An 18924-nucleotide genomic window follows, 5' to 3' on the forward strand; every position below is an offset into this window, starting at 1 on the left:
GCAAGCGCCGGCTTCTTCCCTCATCCATGATAGAAATATCGCCCATGGTGATGGGATTCCATCATCGCTAAAGCTCGTCGCCATCTTTCAGATTCGCTCCGACGCTTTCGCTCCTTGTTTGTGCATGTCGTTTTCGCAAAACCGCCACACGCTTTCGCGCGACATGCATTAAATGTTCTCCGAAACAAAAATGTCGAAGGGTAGGAAGGATTGCCCCGGCATTGCCGCTTCGCCGCGTTCGATGGCATCGATCATCAAGCCGAGCAGCTCCTTGCAGAGCGAAGGAAGAGGGGTGCCGATGACCATGGTGACGACATCGTCGGCGAGTGCGGCCTTCGATTCCGGTGTCAGTTCATTGACGACGACGGTCAGCTTGCCGGCAAGCCCTTCTTCGCGAATGGCGGAAATCGCCCCTTCCATGCCGCCGCCACAGACATAAAAGCCGATAAGGTCGGGATGTTTTTGTAAAAGGTTGAGCGTCGCCTCGTGGGTGATTTCGGCCGTGTCGAGATTGATCAGCGTATCCAGCACCTCGAAATCAGGGGCGTTCTCGCGAAAATAGGAGCGAAAGCCGATCTCGCGCAGTTCATGACCGTGAAAGCGATGGCTTCCGACGAAACAGGCGACCTTGCCTTGACGGTGGGCGGATCTGGCGATCGTCCAGGCAGCGGTGCGCCCGACCTTGCGGTTATCGACGCCGACATAGGTTTCCCGCACGCTCGTCGCGAAATCTGACAACAGCGAAAAGACCGGTATGCCTTTTTCCTTCAGCTCCTCCACCGCTGCCGTCACCGCGGGATAATCGGGCGCGACCAGAGCGATCGCCTGGTTCCGCGCCGCCATGGCTTTCAGTTTCTCGACGATCGCCGTCGGTGTCGACGCTGCGACGAAATCGATCTGCGGATGGACGCGCGCGTTTGCGACCGTCTGCGCTGCTGCGCCGATCTCCCGAGCAAACGACTGATAGAAGGGTTGGGCGGGCTTCTGCAGCAGGAATCCCAATCGGTATTGCGGCAGATCTTCGAAGACACGCTGCCGCAGCAGACCCACCGCATGATAGCCGATCGATTGCGCTGCTTCGTAGACACGCTTCGCCGTCTCCTCCCGGACGCGATGACGTCCGTTCAGCACGCGATCAATGGTTGCGACGCTGACGCCGGAGGCTTTGGCGAGATCGGAGATGGTGGGACGGCGCATGGTGGGTCCTGAGGTATTCCATCATCAATGAGATGGGGGATTGATGGAATATGATAGATTCCATCATCGCCGCATTGAGGCAAGCGAAAACTCGACCTATCCTCTTGCTCATCAGATGCGGCGCGCCCTTGCGCATCGCGGGAGGCAGGAACAGCAATGACCGAGACCATCAAGCGCGATTATAGCCTGCTCGGCCCGAGCGGCCGGCAGGCGGTCGAAACCGGGCTGGCGGCGGCGGAGTGGTATCATACCGACATTCCCCGCAAGGAGATGAAGGCGCTGATGCAGCGCTCCGACAAGGCTGCCATCCGCGACACGGTCATCTGGCTCGGCAGCATGGCGGTCCTTGCCGGCTTCGGCATTGCCTTCTGGGGCTCCTGGCTTTGCGTCCCCTTCTTCCTGGCGTATGGCGTGCTTTACGGCTCGGCCTCCGACAGCCGCTGGCATGAATGCGGCCACGGCACGGCGTTTAAGACCCGCTGGATGAACGATGCAGTCTACCAGATCGCCTGCTTCATGATCATGCGCAATCCGGTGACCTGGCGCTGGAGCCATACCCGCCACCACACCGACACCGTCATCGTCGGCCGCGATCCGGAGATCGCCGTCATGCGGCCGCCGGATCTGTTGCGGCTGGTCCTGAACTTCTTCGGTATCATCGATGTCTTTTATGCGCTGCTCGACATGATCCGCAATGCGTTCGGCATCGTCAGCGCCGCTGAAAAGACCTTCATTCCCGAACAGGAACAGCCGAAGGCGATCCGCATCGCCCGCATCTGGCTGGCGATCTATGTCGCCGCCATCGCGACAGCCTTTGCCATGGGCTCGCTCCTGCCGCTGGTGCTGATCGGCCTGCCGCGGCTCTACGGCGCCTGGCATCATGTTTTGACCGGCCTTTTGCAGCATGGGGGGCTCGCCGACAATGTCATCGACCACCGGCTGAACAGCCGCACGGTGCTGATGAACCCGGTGAGCCGCTTCATCTATTGGAACATGAACTACCATGTCGAGCACCACATGTTCCCGATGGTGCCCTATCATGCGCTGCCGAAGCTGCATGCGATGATCAAACATGATCTGCCGCAGGCGAACCCCTCGATCTGGTCGGGCTACCGCGAAATGATCCCGGCCTTCCTGCGGCAGTTGCGCCACGAGGATTATTTTCTGAAGCGCGACTTGCCGAAGACGGCGAGGCCCTATCGCGAGGAATTCCACGCGACGCTGGCCGAGGCAGCACAATGACCGGCAAGCAAGAACAGCAGCCAGGAACGACACATACAGGGAGGCAGGAATGAGCGGCAACTGGATCAAGGTCTGTGCGGCGGATGCGATCGACGAGGAGGATGTCATGCGCTTCGACCATGGCGGCAGAACCTTTGCGATCTATCGCAGTCCGGACGACGACTATTTTGCCACCGATGGTCTCTGCACCCACGAGCAGGTCCATCTCGCCGACGGGCTGGTGATGGACAACATCATCGAATGTCCCAAGCACAACGGCCGCTTCGACTACCGCACCGGCGAAGCCAAGGGCGCCCCCGTCTGCATCAATCTCAAAACCTATCCGGTCAAGCTCGAAAACGGCACCGTGTTTATCGCGGTGTGAGGGGCGGCGATATTCGTCTTGCCAAAATGCTTCCTGCCGAGTGAACAGCGCTCAGACGATCATCAGCCCTTGACGGATCGCACCGAACCATAAATTTCTCCCCATCCAGCTTAAGGGGAACGCGATGAAAATTCTGGGCATATCGGGTAGCCTTCGCAAGGGTTCTTTCAACACGGCACTGCTGCACGCCGCCGTCGAGCTGGCGCCGCCAGGTGTCGAAATCGTCGCCAGGACGGTCCATGGCATTCCGCTTTACGACGGCGATCTCGAAGCGGCCGAAGGCGTTCCGGAGAAAGTGAGCGAGCTTAAGGAGCTTGCCGCAGCTTCCGATGGCTTGATCCTGTTCACGCCGGAATACAACAACTCGCTTCCCGGCGTCTTCAAGAACGCGATCGACTGGATGAGCCGGCCGTCCAGCGATATTCTCCGTATCTTTCGGGCAAAACCCGTCGCCGTTCTCGGCGCCTCACCCGGCAATTTCGGCACGATCCTCAGCCAGAATGCTTGGCTGCCCGTATTGCGCACACTTGGCGCCGATCCCTGGTTCGGCGGGCGGCTGATGGTTTCGCGCGCCGGCAGCGTTTTCGATGCGGAAGGCAAAGTCGTCGATGAGAAAGTCAAGCAGAACCTTGCTGCTTTCATCGAGGGTTTCGCCGCATTCGTGGAAAGCACGCAAAAGAGCTGATCGACACATTTCGTGTAGTGAGGCATGCACGGAACTATGATTGAAAGATCGCACAGCCTATCGTAATCGGCAGTGCCGCGTCGGCGCTTCCGGGCCGCATGCCATCTTTCCTTCGAGCCGAAATGAAATCCAATACCGCCGGTTATGTCTTCACGCTATTGGCGATCAGCATATTCGCCATACAGGACGGGATCTCCAAACATCTGGTCAGTGCCTATCCGCCGCTCTTCGTGGCGATGATCCGTTATTGGGCCTTCATGCTGTTTGCCGTCGCAATGGCATCCCGCTCTCCGGGCGGATTGCGTGCCGCCATCCGCACCAAACGGCCGCGGCTGCAGGTCGCGCGTGGACTGCTGCTCGCCTCGCAGATCGTCGTCGCCATTTCATCCTTCGTCATTGTCGGCCTTGCCCGTTCGCAGGCAATCTTCTCATCCGGGCCTTTGATGGTGGCATTGCTGTCCGTACCGATCCTTGGCGAAAAGGTGGGGTGGCGCCGCTGGCTGGCAATCTGCATCGGCTTTCTCGGCGTTCTGCTGATCCTGAAGCCGGAAAGCGGCTTTTTCGACGTTCGTTTCCTGGTGCCGCTTGCCGGTGCCCTGTTGTTTTCGTTTTATGTCGTCATCACCCGCTATGTCAGCCGCGACGATTCCGCCATGACGAGCTTCTTTTACACCGGCGTCGTCGGTGCTGTTGCCATGAGCTGTATCGGACCATTCTTCTGGACGCCGGTTGCGCCGTATGACTGGGCTTTCCTGGGCGTGCTCTGCCTTACCGGCATGTCGAGCCACTATTTCCTCATTCGCGCCTATGATCTTCTCGACGCGGTGGTGATTCAGCCGCTCACCTATCTGCAGCTCGTCTTCTCGGCGATCATCGGCGTATCGATCTTCGGCGAGACCCTCAATGCCAATATGGTCATTGGTGCCGTCATCGTCGTGGCTGCGGGCATCTTCACGATTTGGCGCGAACACGTCCTGGCACGCACTGGTGCCAGGACGTCGAAAACATAGGGAACTTAAGCGTCGATCTCCGCCTTCGGCCGTTCCTCGGTGTAGTAGCTGGTGTATTTCTGCCGATAGCGCTCCGTGCCGCCGAAGTCGCTGTAGCGCGAGAGTTCCGACATGTCGGTCTTGTTGAGGATGACGCCGAGAACGCGCGAATTGATCTGCGGCTCCTGTTCCAAGAGGTCCCTGACGAGATTGGTCGGCGTCGCGCCCCATTCTGCAACAAACAGAAACGCATCCACCTGCGGCGCGAATGCCTTGGCATCGATGACCGGTGCCAGCGGCGCAAGATCGACGACGATGTAATCGAACATCTTCCGCGCGCTTTCCATCAGGTTCAGCATGCCCTGCGAAGACAAAAGCTCGCTGGTGTGCAGCAGATGATCGCGCAGCACCACCGGCAGAATGGCAAGTTTCGTGCGCGGATCGACCCTGACGGCGCTTGCCCAAGGAACTTCGCCGAGAGCCGCCTCGATGAGGCCCGTCTGGAGCGGCGATTTCAGCATCCGGCTCAAACCCGGATTGCGCAAGTCGGCGTCGATCAGCAGCGTGCGCTTGCCGCTGCTTGCGAGCAGGGCTGCAAAATTGGCTGCGGTTGTCGACTTGCCTTCGCCAGGAAGCGCCGAGATGACACCGATCACCCGGTCGGCGCGTCCCTGCAGCATGACATCGCTGGCAAGCTTGGCATTACGTAGGGTTTCGGCGAATATCGAGCGCGGCGCCTCGACCGAGACACGCATGATCCGCTCGAAAGCCACGCCGTTTTCGGCTTCTTCGGCCATTGCTGGCCCTGCCTTTTGTCGGCGGCTCTTTTTCTTCTTGTCGAATGTCTGTTGGCCGAGGAGCGGCAGATAACCCAGGAACTTAAGCCCGAGCGCCGCACGCACATCGCTTTCCACCCGGAAGTAGCGATCGCGGAATTCCTGAAGTGCGGCAAAGGCGCCACCGGCCATCAAGCCCAGCACGATCGAAAGTGCCATGACGAGCGTCTTTTTTGGGCTCGACGGCGCGGTCGGAACGCCGGCGGCGGAGATAACGCGCGCCTTGGCGATGGGGAAGGAGCGCTGCTGCGATGCCTCCTCATAGCGGCTGAGATAGGATTCGTAGAGCGTCTTCAGGGCTGTCGCTTTCTGATTAAGCTCATTCAATCGCACGAGAGATTTATTGGCTTCGGAATTCTTGCCAACCACGCCTTCTATGCTATTGCGTAGCGACACGGCACGCGACTGTGCAACGTCGAACTCATTCTTGTAGCTCGCCGTCAGTTGCTGGAGCTCCTGATAAATTTGCCGCGTAATGTCTTCGCGTTCTGCCCGCAGCGCGACGGCTTGGGGATGATTGGCGCCAAAATTCTGCGTGACGTCCTGCTCGCGCTTCTGCACATTGAGATAGCGCGTCTTCAGATCCTGCAGCACGCTGTTGTCGGTCTGGCTGGACGAGATCGTCGCGTTTTTCACCGCATTGTCCGGTCCCTGGTCGATGATCGACTTATATTGATAGTAGCGTGCCGAGGCGCTGGCCGTGTCGGCCTGGGCGATGATTAGCTGTTTGTTCAGGTCGGAAATCTGCTGCTCCGACATCAGTTCGCCGCCGGTCGAGGTCAAACCGTTGTCGGCCTTATATTTTTCCACGTCCAGCGAAGCCTGTTGCGAACGCTCGCGCAGATCGTTCAGCCGCTCCTGCAGCCAGACGGATGCCCGCTCGGTCGCATCGAAATTGGCGTTGAGCTGATCCGTCAAATAGGCATTGGCATAGGCGGCCGTGACCTTGGCAGCCAATTGCGGATCGGTTGAGTCGAACGACACGGCGACGACGGAACTGCGGGTGACGCGCTCCACCTTCAGATCGCTCTGCAATGCTGCGGCGATTTGCTGACGTTGCGCTTCTCGCGCCTGATCAGGCGTCAGCGGCGGATTTGCCGGTTTGAAGGCGCTGACGATCAGCTTTACGCCAGACTTGACCAGAGCTAACGGCGACTGCGGCGGGTTGAGGATCTCGTCATTGTTGACAAGGCCGGCCGCATCGACGACGCGTAACGCCATCTCGTTGGATTTCAGGATTTCGACGGCGCTGGCGATTTCCATATCGGCTTGCTGACTGCTCGCCGGCGGCGGCTGATCCTCCGCATATTTCGTCATATTTTCATCGAGCAGTATCTGCGTCATCGACGTATAGCTCGAAGGCGCGGTCAACAGATATGCGACCGCCAGTACGACGAAGATGGCTACGCCGGCAATAATGGTGCGGATGCGACGGGTGATGACCGCCATCAGCCGGTCTAGGTCAATGAAACCATCCTGCTCCTCCGTTGGAAGAGCGCTGTGGACGGTGAAATTCTTCTGATGCATGGCGACCACCTTGTCGGAGAAGCCTGAATGAATGACGGCTCTGGCCTGCGGCCATCGAGACCGCAGGCGAAAGTATGAAGCGGCTTAAGCTGCGGTCATCTGCGCTTCGTGCGAGAGAACCAGGTTTCGGATCGAGTCGTAGACAAGACCGCCGATATCCGTGCGTGCCAGTGCGAAAGCGACGTTCGCCTCGATGAAGCCCTGCTTCGATCCGCAATCGAAAGTCCGTCCGCTATAGGCCTGGGCATGGAAGTCCTGCGTTTCAGACAGGCGCAGCATGCCGTCGGTCAGTTGGATCTCGTTGCCGGCGCCGCGCTCCTGCCGGGCCAGAATGTCGAAGATCTCCGGCTGAAGAATATAGCGCCCATTGAGGTAAAAGTTAGAAGGCGCCTCAGACGGATGTGGTTTCTCAACCATTTTGGTTACGCTGAAGCCATGTCGTACCGGCGCGCCCCGGCCGATGATGCCGTATTTCGACGTCTCTTCCGGTGCACATTCCTCGACTGCGACGATATTGCCGCCGACTTCGTCGTACAGCTCCATCAGCCCGGCCATGCAGCCGCGCAGGCCGTGGCAGACCATATCGGGCAGCAGCAGCGCGAACGGCTCATTGCCGATCAGGTCGCGCGCGCACCATACGGCATGGCCGAGGCCGAGCGGCGATTGCTGGCGGGTGAAGCTGATCGAGCCGGCCCGCGGCAGAAGGCGTTCCAGTTCGGTGACCTGCTTTGTCTTGCCTGCCCTATGCAGCGAAGAGATAAGCTCCGGCGTGTCGTCGAAATGATCTTCGATGGCCGACTTGTTGCGGCTTGTGACGAAAACGATGTGCTCGATGCCGGCCTCGATGGCCTCATCGACCGCGTATTGCACTACCGGACGATCGACGATCGTCAGCATTTCCTTGGGCATCGCCTTGGTGGCCGGCAGGAAACGGGTTCCGTTGCCGGCAACCGGAATGATCGCTTTTCTCACAGGATGCTTAGGGTCCATTGCTCTATCCTTTGTTAGAGTGAGGGCCTGCGCCCAAACTAGGGAGGGAGGGGGAGATTTGAGGCGTCGCAGCCACTTCGCCGCCTGCCGGCAGAACGGTTGCCGGCAGGACGCTTGCCTCACCGCTGCCGCTAAGAGCAGCGGCAAGGCGACGAAGGCGGGCTGCGATCGGCATGCGCAAATGACGGACTGCGCGTGGGTTGCGGCAGGCGATTTTCAGGGCGTTCGGCAGGGCGCCGTCTTTGATGCTTTCGACAAGCATCAGGAAGGACAGTGTTTCTTTCAGGTTCCGCGTGCGCCGCCGTTGAGCGGCTAGAGCCGCGGCACCGAAAGGATGTTCAGCAAAAAACTTCCGGTCGGCGGCGATCATCGCCTCGACGTCCTGCCGCTTCAGCACCCGCGAGATTGAGCCCTCGCGAATGTAGTAGAGGTAACCAGCCGTGGGTTCGACGGCGCAGACGCCGCCGATGGCCAATGCGGAAGCGAGAAAAATATAGTCTTCGCCGATCCTGAGGCTCTCATCGAAGCGCAGGTGGTGTTTTTCGAGGAACGCCCGCTCGAAGACGGGTTTCATGTAACCGAAGTTATGCTCCGAGCGGAAAATCATGTTCGACATGATGAATTTCGCAAGCGTCAGAACCGGCAGGCGCGCGAGCACGGTTTCCGGAAACATCGTGCCCGCGGCCTCATCCTGTCCTCTGATGATATCGAGGTTGTCGACCACGATCTGCGCTTCGGCCTTTTCGGCCCGTGCAATCAGCCGCGCCATACGATCCGGGCGCAGCGCATCGTCGGAATCGAGCACGGCGACCCAACGGCCGCGAGCGGCGTCCAGGCCGGCATTGCGTGCGGCAGCGGGACCGCCGTTGCGGGGCATGGCAACCAGTCTTACGCGCGGATCGGTGTGATTGCCGGCAATCATCGGCGTGCTGTCGGTGGAACAGTCGTCGACGACGATGACCTCCATGCTGACGGCACCCTGCGCCAGCGCGCTGTCTATGGCGCGCTCGAGCGTGTCCTCGGCATTGTAGGCTGCGATGACGAAACTGACATCAGGGATGAAATCCGTCATTGCGGTGCTTTCTCCAAATTTCCGTATTGTTCGATTTCTCGAACACCGAACAGGCCGCTAACCACACCGGCGTGCATGATGCCGCGCAGGCCATAGCGATGACGCTGCACGGGCAGAGCGGCAAAAAGTGCAGCGGCGGCAAAGCAATAGCCGGATTTGGCGGCGGCCAGCGCGATTGCCGTCCATCGGCCAGGACCCGCCGATGTCTCCAGTAGTATCCGTCCATGCGTCTGACCCATGCGAAAACGCCGCTTGGTGAGCCAGGCGAGCGTCGCCCGTCCGTTGGGCACGGGTTCGTAGACTAGGGCGTCCTTGGCAAAGGCAATTCGCCCGCCTGCCTTATGCATGTGGGTGAAGAATTCGGTATCCTCGCCACCACTGCGTCCCAGCGCGAGGTCGAAGCGACGGCCGGCAAGCGACGGCGCGTTGCGTCGGAGCAGCGCATTGCAGGTATAGCCCGTACGGATATCGCCGGAGACCCACACCGGCGATGTCGAATGGAAGTCGCCGCGTCGCATCCAGCCTGGCGCGATGTTCGGATAGACGGCGCGCACCGGGCCGAGAACGGCGTCGGCGCCCGTCGTGTCCGCCATTACCAGCAATTCCGAGAGCCAGTCCTCCGATGCTGTTTCGTCGTCATCGATAAAAGCGACGAAATCGCCGGTAGCATGGTCGAGACAGGCATTGCGAGCGATCGAAATGTTCGATGCAGGGCAGTGTACATAAGCGATCTCGAAGGGCACCGCCGAACGCATGGCTTCAACCCGATCGCGCGCACTCGGCGTTACGTCGTTATCCGCAACGATGATGCGAACGAGAGTGCCCGCAGGCACTGTCAAAACCGCCAGCGACAACAGTGTCTGGTCCAATTCGACACGACGATAGGTGCAGACGGCGATATCGATAATCACGGGTCGGCGCTCTCGGTTCCCTGTCATGATATCACCCTGCGTCCGCGGAAGCTAAGGACTTCCATCCAGAAGCCCATCGACCACGCAAAATGCATGACCATAGCCGAGATGGCGGCAAGCGGTCCGTATGGGTTCTTTTCTCCAAGAGCGATCCAGAAGCCGTAGGCGACGCAGGCGAAAGCCCAAAGGCTGATGGGAACGACCGCGATCCAATTGAGGATCGCCAGAAAGGCGCCGATGAAGATCGGAACGACGGCCAACGGCAGCATCTGGCGGACGCTGGGTACGCTGCGATGCTTAAGAATATTGCGCGCCCGGCCGCGGCCGTAGCCGAGATACTGTCGGAAGAGCGTCGGAATGCTGGAACGCGGATAATAGGTCATGGCCGTCTTGTCGGTGAGCCAAATGCGATAGCTGGCTTTGCGCAGGCGATAGTCGAGTTCCGCATCCTCGTTATGGCTGAAGGCTTCGTCGTAGCCGCCGACGGCGCGGAAGGCAGCGATGCGCATCAGCGCGTGATGGCCGTGATCGGCCCAATGCCCCTTGGCGCCTTCGCGATGCTTCGAGCCGCCATTGCCGAGCTTTGAATTCTGCGCCACTGCCGTTGCCTTCTGGAAGGCGCTGAAGCCCATGGTGCGCATGGCGACGACGACGGAATCCGCGCCGGTCGCATCGGCCTCTTGCACCAGTATCTGGCAGTAATCCCGGGGATAGTCGCCATGGGCGTCGATGCGGATGAGATAGTCGTAGTCATCGCCCAACGTTTCGACCGCAAGATTGATCGCAGCACTTTGCAGCCGCTTCGGATTGTCGAGCAGGAGAATGCGCGGATCGGCCGCGGCGATCTCCCTTACAATATCGCGGGTTCTATCCGTGCTGCCGCCATCGGCAACCACGATGCGGGCATCAAGTTCGTCCAGAGCACGGCCGAGCTTCGCAAGCAGCGGCTCGATATGCTTCCCCTCATTGAGGCATGGGATAACGATCAAGCAACGCATATCCATGGGAATTCCGGTCTTCATTGCAATCCACCTCTATTGCGATGCAGTTGTGGGAGGGTCTGTAATTCGGCCGTTTGCTGGCCGGCGTCCGTAAGGGAGGCCAGCCGCTCTACCAGTCCTCGGCATTCGGCGCGGTCGGTCATCCATTGCCTACGGTCCTGCGCGGCCAAGGCGTTGAAGGCGGCGAGGTAGCGTTCACTGTTCATATCGCCCAGGAGAGCGACCAAGTTTGCGGCGTTCGCCTTTTCGAGCGTCAGCCCGGTTTTCCGGTTTGCCAAAAACCGTGCAGTCTCGGTACCGTCCACGGCGATCGGCACGGCGCCGTGCAGTCCGCCTTCATAGAGACGGTTCGGCAATAGCCAACTGGAATTCAGTCCCTCTTCGAAAAAGTCGATCGCCCAGGAAAATTGCACTTCGCCGTAGATCGCCGCGAGGTCCTCGGGATTCTTGTAGGGGCCGTCGAAGCGCATGAAAGGCGCATCGCGCACGAACCCGTCAAAATCGTTGAATTCCGAATGAGCCGGCCGGCCACGCAAGATGATCTCGAACCGACCTTCCATCCGCCGCGAAAAATTAGCAAGCAATTCCAGTGACTTGCGGCAGCGAAGCGCACCGAACCAGCCGATTTTCCAGGGCTCTCCGCTGCTCGGCAAGCGGGGTACGGCGATCTCCGCCCTGATGCCATCGATCGCCAGGACCTTATTCTCGAGAAGGACGATCGGCAGGTCGAGACCGGAACGAGAGCGGAAATAATGCTCGACGAAGGCCGGTGAACTGGTCAGCAGCAGCGCCGCATCCGTGCCGAAATGACGCTCCGCACTGCGAAGAGCGCCGCCAAAGACATCCTTGCGCAGCAGCAGCCGGTGAATATCGAGGCATTCATAGACAACGGGCATATCGCCGCCGAGGATGGACTTGGCGCGGTTGGCCACGGCCAGCATTTCGAGATTGCGGCCGATGACCACGTCCGGCTTTTCGACCGAGCGCAGCAAGCTGCGCAGTTGCAGAGCCGACTTGGCAACGGCGGCGATACGCTGCGCGAAATGGGAGTCGCGCGTCCGGCCGAGTTCGATCGGCTCGACGCCGTCAATGGCAGCCAGCGTATTGTCATCGCGCCGAAAGCCCGCCAGCGTCACCTTCGCCCCACCGGCCTGCAGCATCAGCACCCGCCTGCGGATGGCGGGATCGGCGAGATCGTGGACGAAATAAAGAATATGCAGCATGAAAACTTTCGCTTTCGTGCCTGGCCGGAAGCCGGGCGCCTCGTTTCGGTCGTGTTGCATCGGATTCATTGCCCCGGCCGCGGAATCCGCTTCGCAGCCGGAATGTTTCAGTTGAGCTTGCAGGCGATCGATTCCGGGAATTGGCACTTGTCGCCCGCCGCCGTGAAGGCAACGCGATCGATCTGCATGGTTGCGGGGCCGCCGCCATAGGCGAACTTGCCCATCCAGTCGTTCAGCGTGTCCGTGCCCCAGAGGCTGAAGAAGATCTTTTGGGCATGTGTCGGCACTTTCGAGGGGTCGGTGACCTCCCGGACGAGCTGGCCGTTCACGTAATAGCGCAACCGGTCTTTTTCCCAGACGAAGGCGTAATCGTTGAAGCCTTGATCGGCACCACCGGCGACCGGGACATATTTCTCATTGCCGCCTTTGGCGCTGACATATTGATTGACCTGAACCTGGGCCGGGTTTTTGCCAAGTACTTCGAAATCAATCTCGTCGTGCGGTTTCTTGTCGGTCGGACCGATATAGGTGAAGAAAGCCGAATTGAGGCCGGAGCCTGTGGCGGTGCGATAACGCGCTTCGTACGTGCCGTAGCCGTAGGTCTTAGTCGTTTGAATCTCGCCGCAAGCGTAGTCGCGGGCACCCGTCTTAGCCTGGGTGAATTTAAGCTGCAGCATGCCGTTCTCAACACCGATCTGCTTCTTGGACCATGTGCAGTTCTGGTGCGGGCCGTTGTTCCAGCCATCCGAAATGTACCAACGCGCGCTGTCGATTTTGTCGAAGTTGTCGACGAAAGACGTTCCGCTCGGCTGGGGCTCCTGAGCGAAAACCGCGCAGGGAATAAGGCCGCTGCTCAAAACGGCGCCGGAAACGAGGCTGAGTCTTAGCGCATGAAAGATCGGTTTCGTCATGTGTCACCTTTACTCGTTCACTAGGAGGTCACTCGCCGGCCACCGGCGGCCAGGATTTCAACGCTCGGCCGCGTGGGGCTGCCGGTCAGCAGATCGTAAAAGGAGGGCGGGACGCCGGAAATGGCGCTCGGGCGGAGAAGGCGAAAGCCAAACAGGCTGTCGCGCAGGAAGATCCGAAACCAGTCAAAGAGGCCGTAGGCGCCGTTGAATGGGCTGGAATCCGTATCAAACGGGATATGTACAAACATGGTGCCCGGGATGAGCACAATGCGCATGCGATTGATCCGCGAAGACACGTTGGCAGTCACATTCACGATAGCTGTCACCCCTTTTCAGACCGCTCCCCCCTTGCAGCCGTTCTAACCAGAGCAGACTAGAGCCCGCAGACGTAAGCTAGGGCGATCTCGGGAAAGGAAATATGGCGGTGCAGCAAAAAACTGGGGTGCGCGACCCGGTAGACCCGTTGTCGCGCTATGAAAATTGGTGGGAAAACATCTAACTCGATTGGATTAGAACCCACATAGGTATTTGGTATTAAATGGATTTAAGAATGGTATCATATTCTGAAGGTGACATGGAATTACACGCTGCGGCGGCACCAAATTTTTTTCCACCGGCCGAGGATTTTTTTGCGTTGCCGCGGAATCCGGGGTCAATCATGATCAAAATGGGGCAATGATACAAGCTTATTGAGAAAAGACGAATAAAATAGCTCTCCTTTAGGTGGAATTTTGCTTTGAACACTGTGCGTAAGGGACGAGTTCCACGACTTGCGCGTTAGCGCCCCCGTGCCCAGCCTGAGCGGCGTTCGGCAGCGAACGCCAAAAGGGCAATTGCTCGTCGGCCGCTGAAAAGCGCACCATCAATCCCGACGAAGGCAACGCCATCTTTGATAAAACACACTATTCGACATTGTTCGTAATCGAACGGGCGCTAACTGTGGGGCCATGGCGACATTCTGTCTCCCGGGACCGGCTGAAAATCGGCGATGGAGAGGTCGAAAAATGCGTGGCCGCGCTCCTGCGAAGGGGTTGCAAATTCTTTGTTGAAACCACAAGGGCGAGAAAATGGCGTCAATTACGATAGTTATTCCTTTCTACCAGCGACAGAAAGGCATTCTGCAGCGTGCATTGACGTCCATATCCAAGCAAGTATTTCAGGATTTCGATATTGTCATCGTCGACGACGAATCGCCGCTGCCGGCGGAAAGCGAGCTGCAATCGCTTAGCGCTGAAGATCGGGCGCGAATTAGGGTGATCCGTCAGGCCAATGCAGGACCGGGCGGCGCCCGCAATACCGGCCTCGACAACGTGCCGGCTTCAAGCCGCTTCGTCGCTTTCCTCGATTCCGACGACGAATGGGCGCCGCTACATCTCAGCAATGCCTTCGAGGCGCTGACGCGCCATGACGCCGATTGCTATTGGGACTCGATCGAAGGCGGTGAGGGGTTTTCCTATCATTTCGGCATAGCGGAGCTCGTTAAATCGGCAGATGCCACGCGTCTTTCCGCCCGCCCTTCGCTGATCGAAGTTCCCGATGTCGCCAGCGTCATGCTGAAAGACTGGGCCTTCTTGCATCTATCCTGCATGGTGATCGGACGGCCGCTGTTCGAAAAAATTCGTTTCGAGGCCAAACTGCGGCTGGCGGCCGAGGACGTGCTGTTCTTCTGCGATTGCATTCTGGCTGCCAAGCGCGTGTTGCTCTGCGAAGACGCCGGTGCCTTGCGTGGGGAGGGAATGAATATTTTTCATAGCATCGACAGCGCCTCGCCGGAGTTTCTGCGGCAGCAGTTCAACACTTGGACGGCGCTCGACACGCTGGAGCAGCGGTTTTTGCAGCGACCCCAAGACATTGCGTCAATTCGTTCCTATAAAAATCGCGCCCGAAAACAGGCGATATGGAGCCAAGTAGGGCAGCTACGCCGGCGACAATTGCCGCAATTTGGGCTGCTGATGAGGTGGGCATGGCGCGATCCTGCGATATTGCAGAGTGCGGTGCAGCTTGCCGTGAGCAAATTTACGCCCTAGCTTTCGCACCTGCAGCAAAGCTGACATGCCGCACATTCCTAAAGAGCCAACGCGTGTTCGGCTACTACCTAAATCACCAAGGAGACCTGTATGAAGCCGTTCCACTGGGAATCCACCCATGGCAATTTTGGTGACGATCTCAATCTCTGGCTCTGGGATTTCTTGCTCCCGGGCTTGCGCGACGTGCATAGAGAAACGCTGCTCGTCGGGGTTGGCACCGTCCTCAACACCCTGATCCTACCGCTCGACGGTCATAAGCTCGTGATCGGCAGCGGCTTCGGCTACGGCTCGCTACCGGAGATGGGCGACAAGACCAAGTGGGATATCCGCAGCGTGCGCGGCCCGCTGACGGCGGAAAAAGTCGGCCTGCCGCAGGACATGGGCATCATCGATCCGGCAGTAATGGTAACTGAAATGCCGGAATTCAAAAACCTGCCGAAAACCAATCGCCGAACTTTCGTTCCGCATTGGGAGTCGGCGGCAGCCGGGCTCTGGCCGGAGATCTGCAAGACCGTTGGGCTGTCGTATCTCGACCCGCGCGGCGAGGCAAAGGCCGTCATCCGCGAGATCGCAACGTCCGAGCTGATCGTCGCGGAGTCCATGCATGGCGCGATCCTTGCCGACGCCTTCCGCGTACCGTGGATTGCTGTCAGTACATCACGCGCGATCAACAACTTCAAGTGGAACGACTGGGCCCGCTCTCTCGGTGTAACCTATGCGCCAAAACAGATTCCGGTTTCCACCCGGGCAGAAGCTATCGCCAAGGGTGCCCGGTTCTGGGGCGTTGGCTTCGAACGTGACGAGCAGGCTGTCGAAGAGCTGGCGAGGGACGGACATGGAGAAACGGCGGTACTCGCCGATCCCCAGCAGACCCGCCTCAGGGCAATGGCGAAACAGGCGCTTGCCGTACCCTCGGCGCTGGCGCTGTGGCAGGCGAGCAAGGCGAAACCGCAACTGAGCGCCGACGCCGCACTTGCCAATCGCAAGCAACGCCTTTTCGATGTTCTCGAAGGCGTCCGCCGCGATTATTTCTGATATCGAGCGAATTTATTCAGGAGCGGCCTGCAGCAGATAGCGCAGGCCGTTCGCTCCAGAATGCGCAATCGGTACCCCGCCGCCCTTGCGAAAACGTTCCGTTTTGTCGGCAAGAATGCCACCGGCAATGGCCGGAATGGCTGCAGGCTTGCCCAATGCATAGGAGGCCGCCGCCGCCAGGCCCGATTTCCCTTTGATATCGAGAAAGCGACGCAGCTCATAGCGGCCGCGAACATGCTGCTCATGGCGGCGGATGGCGGCTGCGTCAGCCGGGGAGAGGCCGCCGTCGGCAAGGATTGCCCGGTCGGCTTCATAAAGCCTGTGCAGATCTTCGGTGCGATGCTGGCCACTGAGCGAATTGCTGCGCACCACGGCGCCATAACCGCAGCTATGAATGACCTTATAGCGCGCGCTCCTAGCCAAGGCCCGTACGTAGAGATCGTAATCCTCTCCCAGACGGAGGGCTTCGTTATAACGCAAGCCTTGAGCGTCCAGGAACGACCGGCGCATCAGCGGCTTCAGAAAACCGATCTCGCCGCGTCGCACTCCCGGTTTGGAAATATTACCTTCGACAAAGGCGACCAGATCCAGGAAGCGCGGTTTTGGATCGAAACGATCGACCATTGTAAGAGCATCGGAAACTGAATCGGCGTTGACGAAAGCGATATTGTCAGCGACGAAATCCCAATTGTCGCTTTCGAGCAAAGGTTTGAATCGCCCTGGAAAAAAGAAATCATCGGCATCGAGGATGCTGATCAGGGGGGCACGCGACATCTCGATCGCATGATTGCGTGCTGCGGCCGGGCCGCGGTTTTCGTCGAACTCATGGATGATAAGACGCCCACTGCCGTCGTCGGCGAGTCTGGCGGAAGCGGAGGTGCCGTCTATCGAGCCGTCGTCGATTACGACGACTTCAGCGACCTCTGGCTCGCAAAGGGCGGAAGCAACGGCAAGGCCAATGGTGTCGCTGGCATTCTTCGCGGCAATAATCACGCAGACATTGTTTTCGGCACTGTCAGTCACTTCAGCCTCCATGAATTCTGCCGGAGACTTAGGACGGCGTCAGCCATCGACAACCATGCCAGTGCCAAAAGATGTGCCTGGCAGAGACCTTAAGGATTGAAGGGCTCGGAACGATTGAGATTTGAAGCGGGCAGGCCGGTGACCTTATCGTCATCGCGCAACGGCACTGCAGCCGAGTCTTGATTCAGCGACGCCTCTCGCGCGCTCCGTTCTTTCCAGACCAGGAAGAGGACACCGATAAAATAACCGATCTGCAGTAGCACTGCACAAATCGCTGTTTCGATGAAAGTGGTCGAAACTGATTGTGTAAGAAAATAGGTGGCAATGGCAAATACAGCCAAGGTGCCGACCATGCTGATGAAAACGCGAGGCGCATACATGACGTCACCTCCGGCGCATAGTCATCAGGAAAAGAGCGATCAAGGTCTTACCTCCCTAAATAGACCCCACAAGTCAAATATATTTAATGAATCCTTGAGATTCAACCAAATGACGGGTGGTCCATTACGATTACGGAACGAATACGACTTTAACGCATCACCCGTTAAAACTACTCCTCCATAATACGTGCAATTGCAGTCGATTTCGCCGTTCTTTTTCCATATTTCCCGCATAGATTGCCAGGCGGCGATTTGTGCAATCTAAGTGAGCATGCCTCCTCATCGTACAGGTCTCGAATTGAGCCAAATCAATCAACTTTTATTACACAGTCTGGCTATCGCCATCGCCACTATGTGCATTGCAGTATGGTGCTGCAATGCAATATTTTTCACGTAAAATCAAGTTTGCGCATAAACGTTCAAGAGTGCGCACGGCCAATTTTCAAAAAGAGCGAATGAATAAACCCGCTATATGGCCGTTAACATTCTCTCCGATCCCGATCCGCAACGTAATTAACGCTTTTTCCAGCCGTTTATACAATACATTCTTTAGTACAATTATTATATAAGAAATATCTAAACTGACGAAAACTACCGCCCTGGGGGTAAAACCCGGCAGTGGTTTCGCACCGCCACAAAAATTTGGCTTAAAAAATCATAATCGCCACCTACACTCCCCACTGCAAAGCCCTAACTAGGCGCCCGAGACATTTCCGACCAATTCGCCAACATGAATGGAGTCATCTCTATGAAGTCTGCGACGAGATCGGCCACATCGGCTTTTTTCAGCGCTCCGGAAAGCGACGTCTTTCCCCCGACAGGTGGATTCCTTAAGAGGACGTTCGACGTAACCGCCGCATTGACGGCGCTGATTTTCATCAGCCCCATCTTCCTTATGCTTATGCTTTTGGTAAAGCTATCGGATCGGGGGCCCGTTTTTTACGGCCATCGCCGCATTGGACACAACGGCAAGACCTTCCGTTGCCTGAAGTTCCGTACCATGGTCGTCGATGGCGACAGGGTTCTGAAGGCCTATCTGCAGGCCAACCCCCGAGCAATGGACGAGTGGCGTGCAACACGCAAACTGCAGGATGATCCGCGGGTCACCCTTGTCGGCGCGGTGCTTCGCAAACTCAGCCTCGACGAGTTGCCGCAGCTCATCAATATCATTCGCGGTGAAATGAGCGTCGTCGGGCCGCGTCCCGTCGTCGAAGACGAGCTGGAACTCTACGAAAACGCAGCGATCTACTACCTCCAATCCCGCCCTGGCCTGACAGGCCTCTGGCAGGTCAGCGGTCGCAACGACGTGTCCTATGCCAGCCGGGTCGCTTTCGACACGCACTACGTCAAGAACTGGTCGCTCAGCAGCGACGTTGTCATCATCGCCAAAACCATTCCTGCGGTCTGCCTGTCGCGTGGCAGCTACTGATGGCGAACGCAGATACCGCAGGGAGATGCCTGCGGTTTCCCCGCAATGCGGGGCTGCACTCTAATAACAGGGAAGATCCTGC

Annotated in this window: 18 protein-coding genes; 7 read left to right on the forward strand and 11 right to left on the reverse strand. The window is 58.3% G+C overall.

What is annotated here, in order from left to right; translation table 11 throughout:
* Window positions 1-168 precede the first annotated feature (168 nt).
* Window positions 169-1197, reverse strand: a complete 1029-nt coding sequence (locus K290_RS0100420; protein WP_028750042.1) for a LacI family DNA-binding transcriptional regulator — start codon at window positions 1195-1197, stop codon at window positions 169-171.
* A gap of 156 nt (window positions 1198-1353) precedes the next feature.
* Between K290_RS0100420 and K290_RS0100430 the strand changes: the two genes are divergently transcribed.
* From K290_RS0100430 to K290_RS0100445, 4 genes are all read left to right on the forward strand, one after another.
* A complete protein-coding gene (locus K290_RS0100430) occupies window positions 1354-2439 on the forward strand; it encodes a fatty acid desaturase family protein (RefSeq protein ID WP_028750043.1) in 1086 nt (361 codons plus the stop codon).
* Between the two features lie 49 nt (window positions 2440-2488).
* Window positions 2489-2803, forward strand: coding sequence for a MocE family 2Fe-2S type ferredoxin (locus K290_RS0100435; protein WP_028750044.1), 315 nt, complete (start codon window positions 2489-2491; stop codon window positions 2801-2803).
* Window positions 2804-2927: 124 nt separating this feature from the next.
* Window positions 2928-3488 carry an NADPH-dependent FMN reductase gene (locus K290_RS0100440; RefSeq protein WP_028750045.1) on the forward strand — a complete coding sequence of 187 codons (561 nt, stop codon included), beginning with the start codon at window positions 2928-2930 and terminating at the stop codon, window positions 3486-3488.
* A gap of 122 nt (window positions 3489-3610) precedes the next feature.
* Window positions 3611-4498 (forward strand): DMT family transporter, encoded by an 888-nt coding sequence (locus tag K290_RS0100445; protein WP_051263896.1) that lies wholly within the window; start codon window positions 3611-3613, stop codon window positions 4496-4498.
* A gap of 5 nt (window positions 4499-4503) precedes the next feature.
* Here K290_RS0100445 and K290_RS0100450 read toward each other — a convergent pair whose 3' ends face one another.
* The 8 genes from K290_RS0100450 to K290_RS38215 form a co-directional block, all read right to left on the reverse strand.
* Entirely contained in the window at window positions 4504-6840 is a 2337-nt protein-coding gene (locus K290_RS0100450; RefSeq protein WP_028750047.1) for a polysaccharide biosynthesis tyrosine autokinase, read from the reverse strand.
* Window positions 6841-6924: 84 nt separating this feature from the next.
* Window positions 6925-7830 carry a UTP--glucose-1-phosphate uridylyltransferase gene (locus tag K290_RS0100455; RefSeq protein ID WP_028750048.1) on the reverse strand — a complete coding sequence of 302 codons (906 nt, stop codon included), beginning with the start codon at window positions 7828-7830 and terminating at the stop codon, window positions 6925-6927.
* 4 nt (window positions 7831-7834) lie between these two features.
* The gene (locus K290_RS0100460; protein ID WP_028750049.1) at window positions 7835-8902 is read right to left on the reverse strand and encodes a glycosyltransferase family 2 protein; all 1068 of its coding nucleotides are present in this window, start codon (window positions 8900-8902) and stop codon (window positions 7835-7837) included.
* Window positions 8899-9840, reverse strand: a complete 942-nt coding sequence (locus K290_RS0100465; RefSeq protein WP_028750050.1) for a glycosyltransferase family 2 protein — start codon at window positions 9838-9840, stop codon at window positions 8899-8901. The genes K290_RS0100460 and K290_RS0100465 overlap by 4 nt, the downstream gene beginning before the upstream one ends.
* The gene (locus K290_RS0100470) at window positions 9837-10835 is read right to left on the reverse strand and encodes a glycosyltransferase family 2 protein (protein WP_028750051.1); all 999 of its coding nucleotides are present in this window, start codon (window positions 10833-10835) and stop codon (window positions 9837-9839) included. The genes K290_RS0100465 and K290_RS0100470 overlap by 4 nt, the downstream gene beginning before the upstream one ends.
* Entirely contained in the window at window positions 10832-12037 is a 1206-nt protein-coding gene (locus tag K290_RS0100475; protein ID WP_028750052.1) for a glycosyltransferase family protein, read from the reverse strand. Before K290_RS0100475 ends, K290_RS0100470 begins: the two co-directional genes overlap by 4 nt.
* 107 nt (window positions 12038-12144) lie before the next feature.
* The gene (exoK, locus tag K290_RS0100480) at window positions 12145-12948 is read right to left on the reverse strand and encodes an endo-1,3-1,4-beta-glycanase ExoK (RefSeq protein WP_028750053.1); all 804 of its coding nucleotides are present in this window, start codon (window positions 12946-12948) and stop codon (window positions 12145-12147) included.
* A gap of 20 nt (window positions 12949-12968) precedes the next feature.
* The gene (locus tag K290_RS38215) at window positions 12969-13223 is read right to left on the reverse strand and encodes a hypothetical protein (protein WP_245276441.1); all 255 of its coding nucleotides are present in this window, start codon (window positions 13221-13223) and stop codon (window positions 12969-12971) included.
* Window positions 13224-14015: 792 nt separating this feature from the next.
* Here K290_RS38215 and K290_RS0100490 point away from each other — a divergent pair.
* Both K290_RS0100490 and K290_RS0100495 read left to right on the forward strand, forming a co-directional pair.
* Window positions 14016-14975: a glycosyltransferase family 2 protein gene (locus K290_RS0100490; RefSeq protein WP_028750055.1), complete on the forward strand. Its 960-nt coding sequence runs from the start codon at window positions 14016-14018 to the stop codon at window positions 14973-14975.
* A 90-nt stretch (window positions 14976-15065) separates the two neighbouring features.
* A complete protein-coding gene (locus K290_RS0100495) occupies window positions 15066-16010 on the forward strand; it encodes a polysaccharide pyruvyl transferase family protein (protein ID WP_028750056.1) in 945 nt (314 codons plus the stop codon).
* 12 nt (window positions 16011-16022) lie between these two features.
* On the opposite strand, the gene K290_RS0100500 is transcribed toward K290_RS0100495, so the two are convergent.
* Window positions 16023-17033: a glycosyltransferase family 2 protein gene (locus K290_RS0100500; protein ID WP_028750057.1), complete on the reverse strand. Its 1011-nt coding sequence runs from the start codon at window positions 17031-17033 to the stop codon at window positions 16023-16025.
* 89 nt (window positions 17034-17122) lie between these two features.
* Window positions 17123-17413 carry an exopolysaccharide production repressor protein gene (locus K290_RS0100505; protein WP_028750058.1) on the reverse strand — a complete coding sequence of 97 codons (291 nt, stop codon included), beginning with the start codon at window positions 17411-17413 and terminating at the stop codon, window positions 17123-17125.
* Window positions 17414-18161: 748 nt separating this feature from the next.
* Between K290_RS0100505 and K290_RS0100510 the strand changes: the two genes are divergently transcribed.
* Window positions 18162-18842: a sugar transferase gene (locus K290_RS0100510; protein WP_028750059.1), complete on the forward strand. Its 681-nt coding sequence runs from the start codon at window positions 18162-18164 to the stop codon at window positions 18840-18842.
* Window positions 18843-18924: the final 82 nt, after the last annotated feature.

Origin of the sequence: Rhizobium leucaenae USDA 9039 (genome assembly GCF_000426285.1) — a bacterium.
Lineage (GTDB): Bacteria > Pseudomonadota > Alphaproteobacteria > Rhizobiales > Rhizobiaceae > Rhizobium > Rhizobium leucaenae.

What these genes read in the sequence shown, in the direction of transcription:
- K290_RS0100495 (WP_028750056.1), top strand. Translation starts at nt 15,066, where the DNA reads ATGAAGCCGTTCCACTGGGAATCCACCCATGGCAATTTTGGTGACGAT.
- K290_RS0100445 (WP_051263896.1), top strand. Translation starts at nt 3,611, where the DNA reads ATGAAATCCAATACCGCCGGTTATGTCTTCACGCTATTGGCGATCAGC.
- K290_RS38215 (WP_245276441.1), bottom strand. Translation starts at nt 13,223, where the DNA reads ATGCGCATTGTGCTCATCCCGGGCACCATGTTTGTACATATCCCGTTT.
- K290_RS0100435 (WP_028750044.1), top strand. Translation starts at nt 2,489, where the DNA reads ATGAGCGGCAACTGGATCAAGGTCTGTGCGGCGGATGCGATCGACGAG.
- K290_RS0100465 (WP_028750050.1), bottom strand. Translation starts at nt 9,840, where the DNA reads ATGACAGGGAACCGAGAGCGCCGACCCGTGATTATCGATATCGCCGTC.
- exoK (WP_028750053.1), bottom strand. Translation starts at nt 12,948, where the DNA reads ATGACGAAACCGATCTTTCATGCGCTAAGACTCAGCCTCGTTTCCGGC.
- K290_RS0100440 (WP_028750045.1), top strand. Translation starts at nt 2,928, where the DNA reads ATGAAAATTCTGGGCATATCGGGTAGCCTTCGCAAGGGTTCTTTCAAC.
- K290_RS0100450 (WP_028750047.1), bottom strand. Translation starts at nt 6,840, where the DNA reads ATGCATCAGAAGAATTTCACCGTCCACAGCGCTCTTCCAACGGAGGAG.
- K290_RS0100460 (WP_028750049.1), bottom strand. Translation starts at nt 8,902, where the DNA reads ATGACGGATTTCATCCCTGATGTCAGTTTCGTCATCGCAGCCTACAAT.
- K290_RS0100420 (WP_028750042.1), bottom strand. Translation starts at nt 1,197, where the DNA reads ATGCGCCGTCCCACCATCTCCGATCTCGCCAAAGCCTCCGGCGTCAGC.
- K290_RS0100455 (WP_028750048.1), bottom strand. Translation starts at nt 7,830, where the DNA reads ATGGACCCTAAGCATCCTGTGAGAAAAGCGATCATTCCGGTTGCCGGC.
- K290_RS0100490 (WP_028750055.1), top strand. Translation starts at nt 14,016, where the DNA reads ATGGCGTCAATTACGATAGTTATTCCTTTCTACCAGCGACAGAAAGGC.
- K290_RS0100510 (WP_028750059.1), top strand. Translation starts at nt 18,162, where the DNA reads ATGAAGTCTGCGACGAGATCGGCCACATCGGCTTTTTTCAGCGCTCCG.
- K290_RS0100430 (WP_028750043.1), top strand. Translation starts at nt 1,354, where the DNA reads ATGACCGAGACCATCAAGCGCGATTATAGCCTGCTCGGCCCGAGCGGC.
- K290_RS0100475 (WP_028750052.1), bottom strand. Translation starts at nt 12,037, where the DNA reads ATGCTGCATATTCTTTATTTCGTCCACGATCTCGCCGATCCCGCCATC.
- K290_RS0100470 (WP_028750051.1), bottom strand. Translation starts at nt 10,835, where the DNA reads ATGAAGACCGGAATTCCCATGGATATGCGTTGCTTGATCGTTATCCCA.
- K290_RS0100505 (WP_028750058.1), bottom strand. Translation starts at nt 17,413, where the DNA reads ATGTATGCGCCTCGCGTTTTCATCAGCATGGTCGGCACCTTGGCTGTA.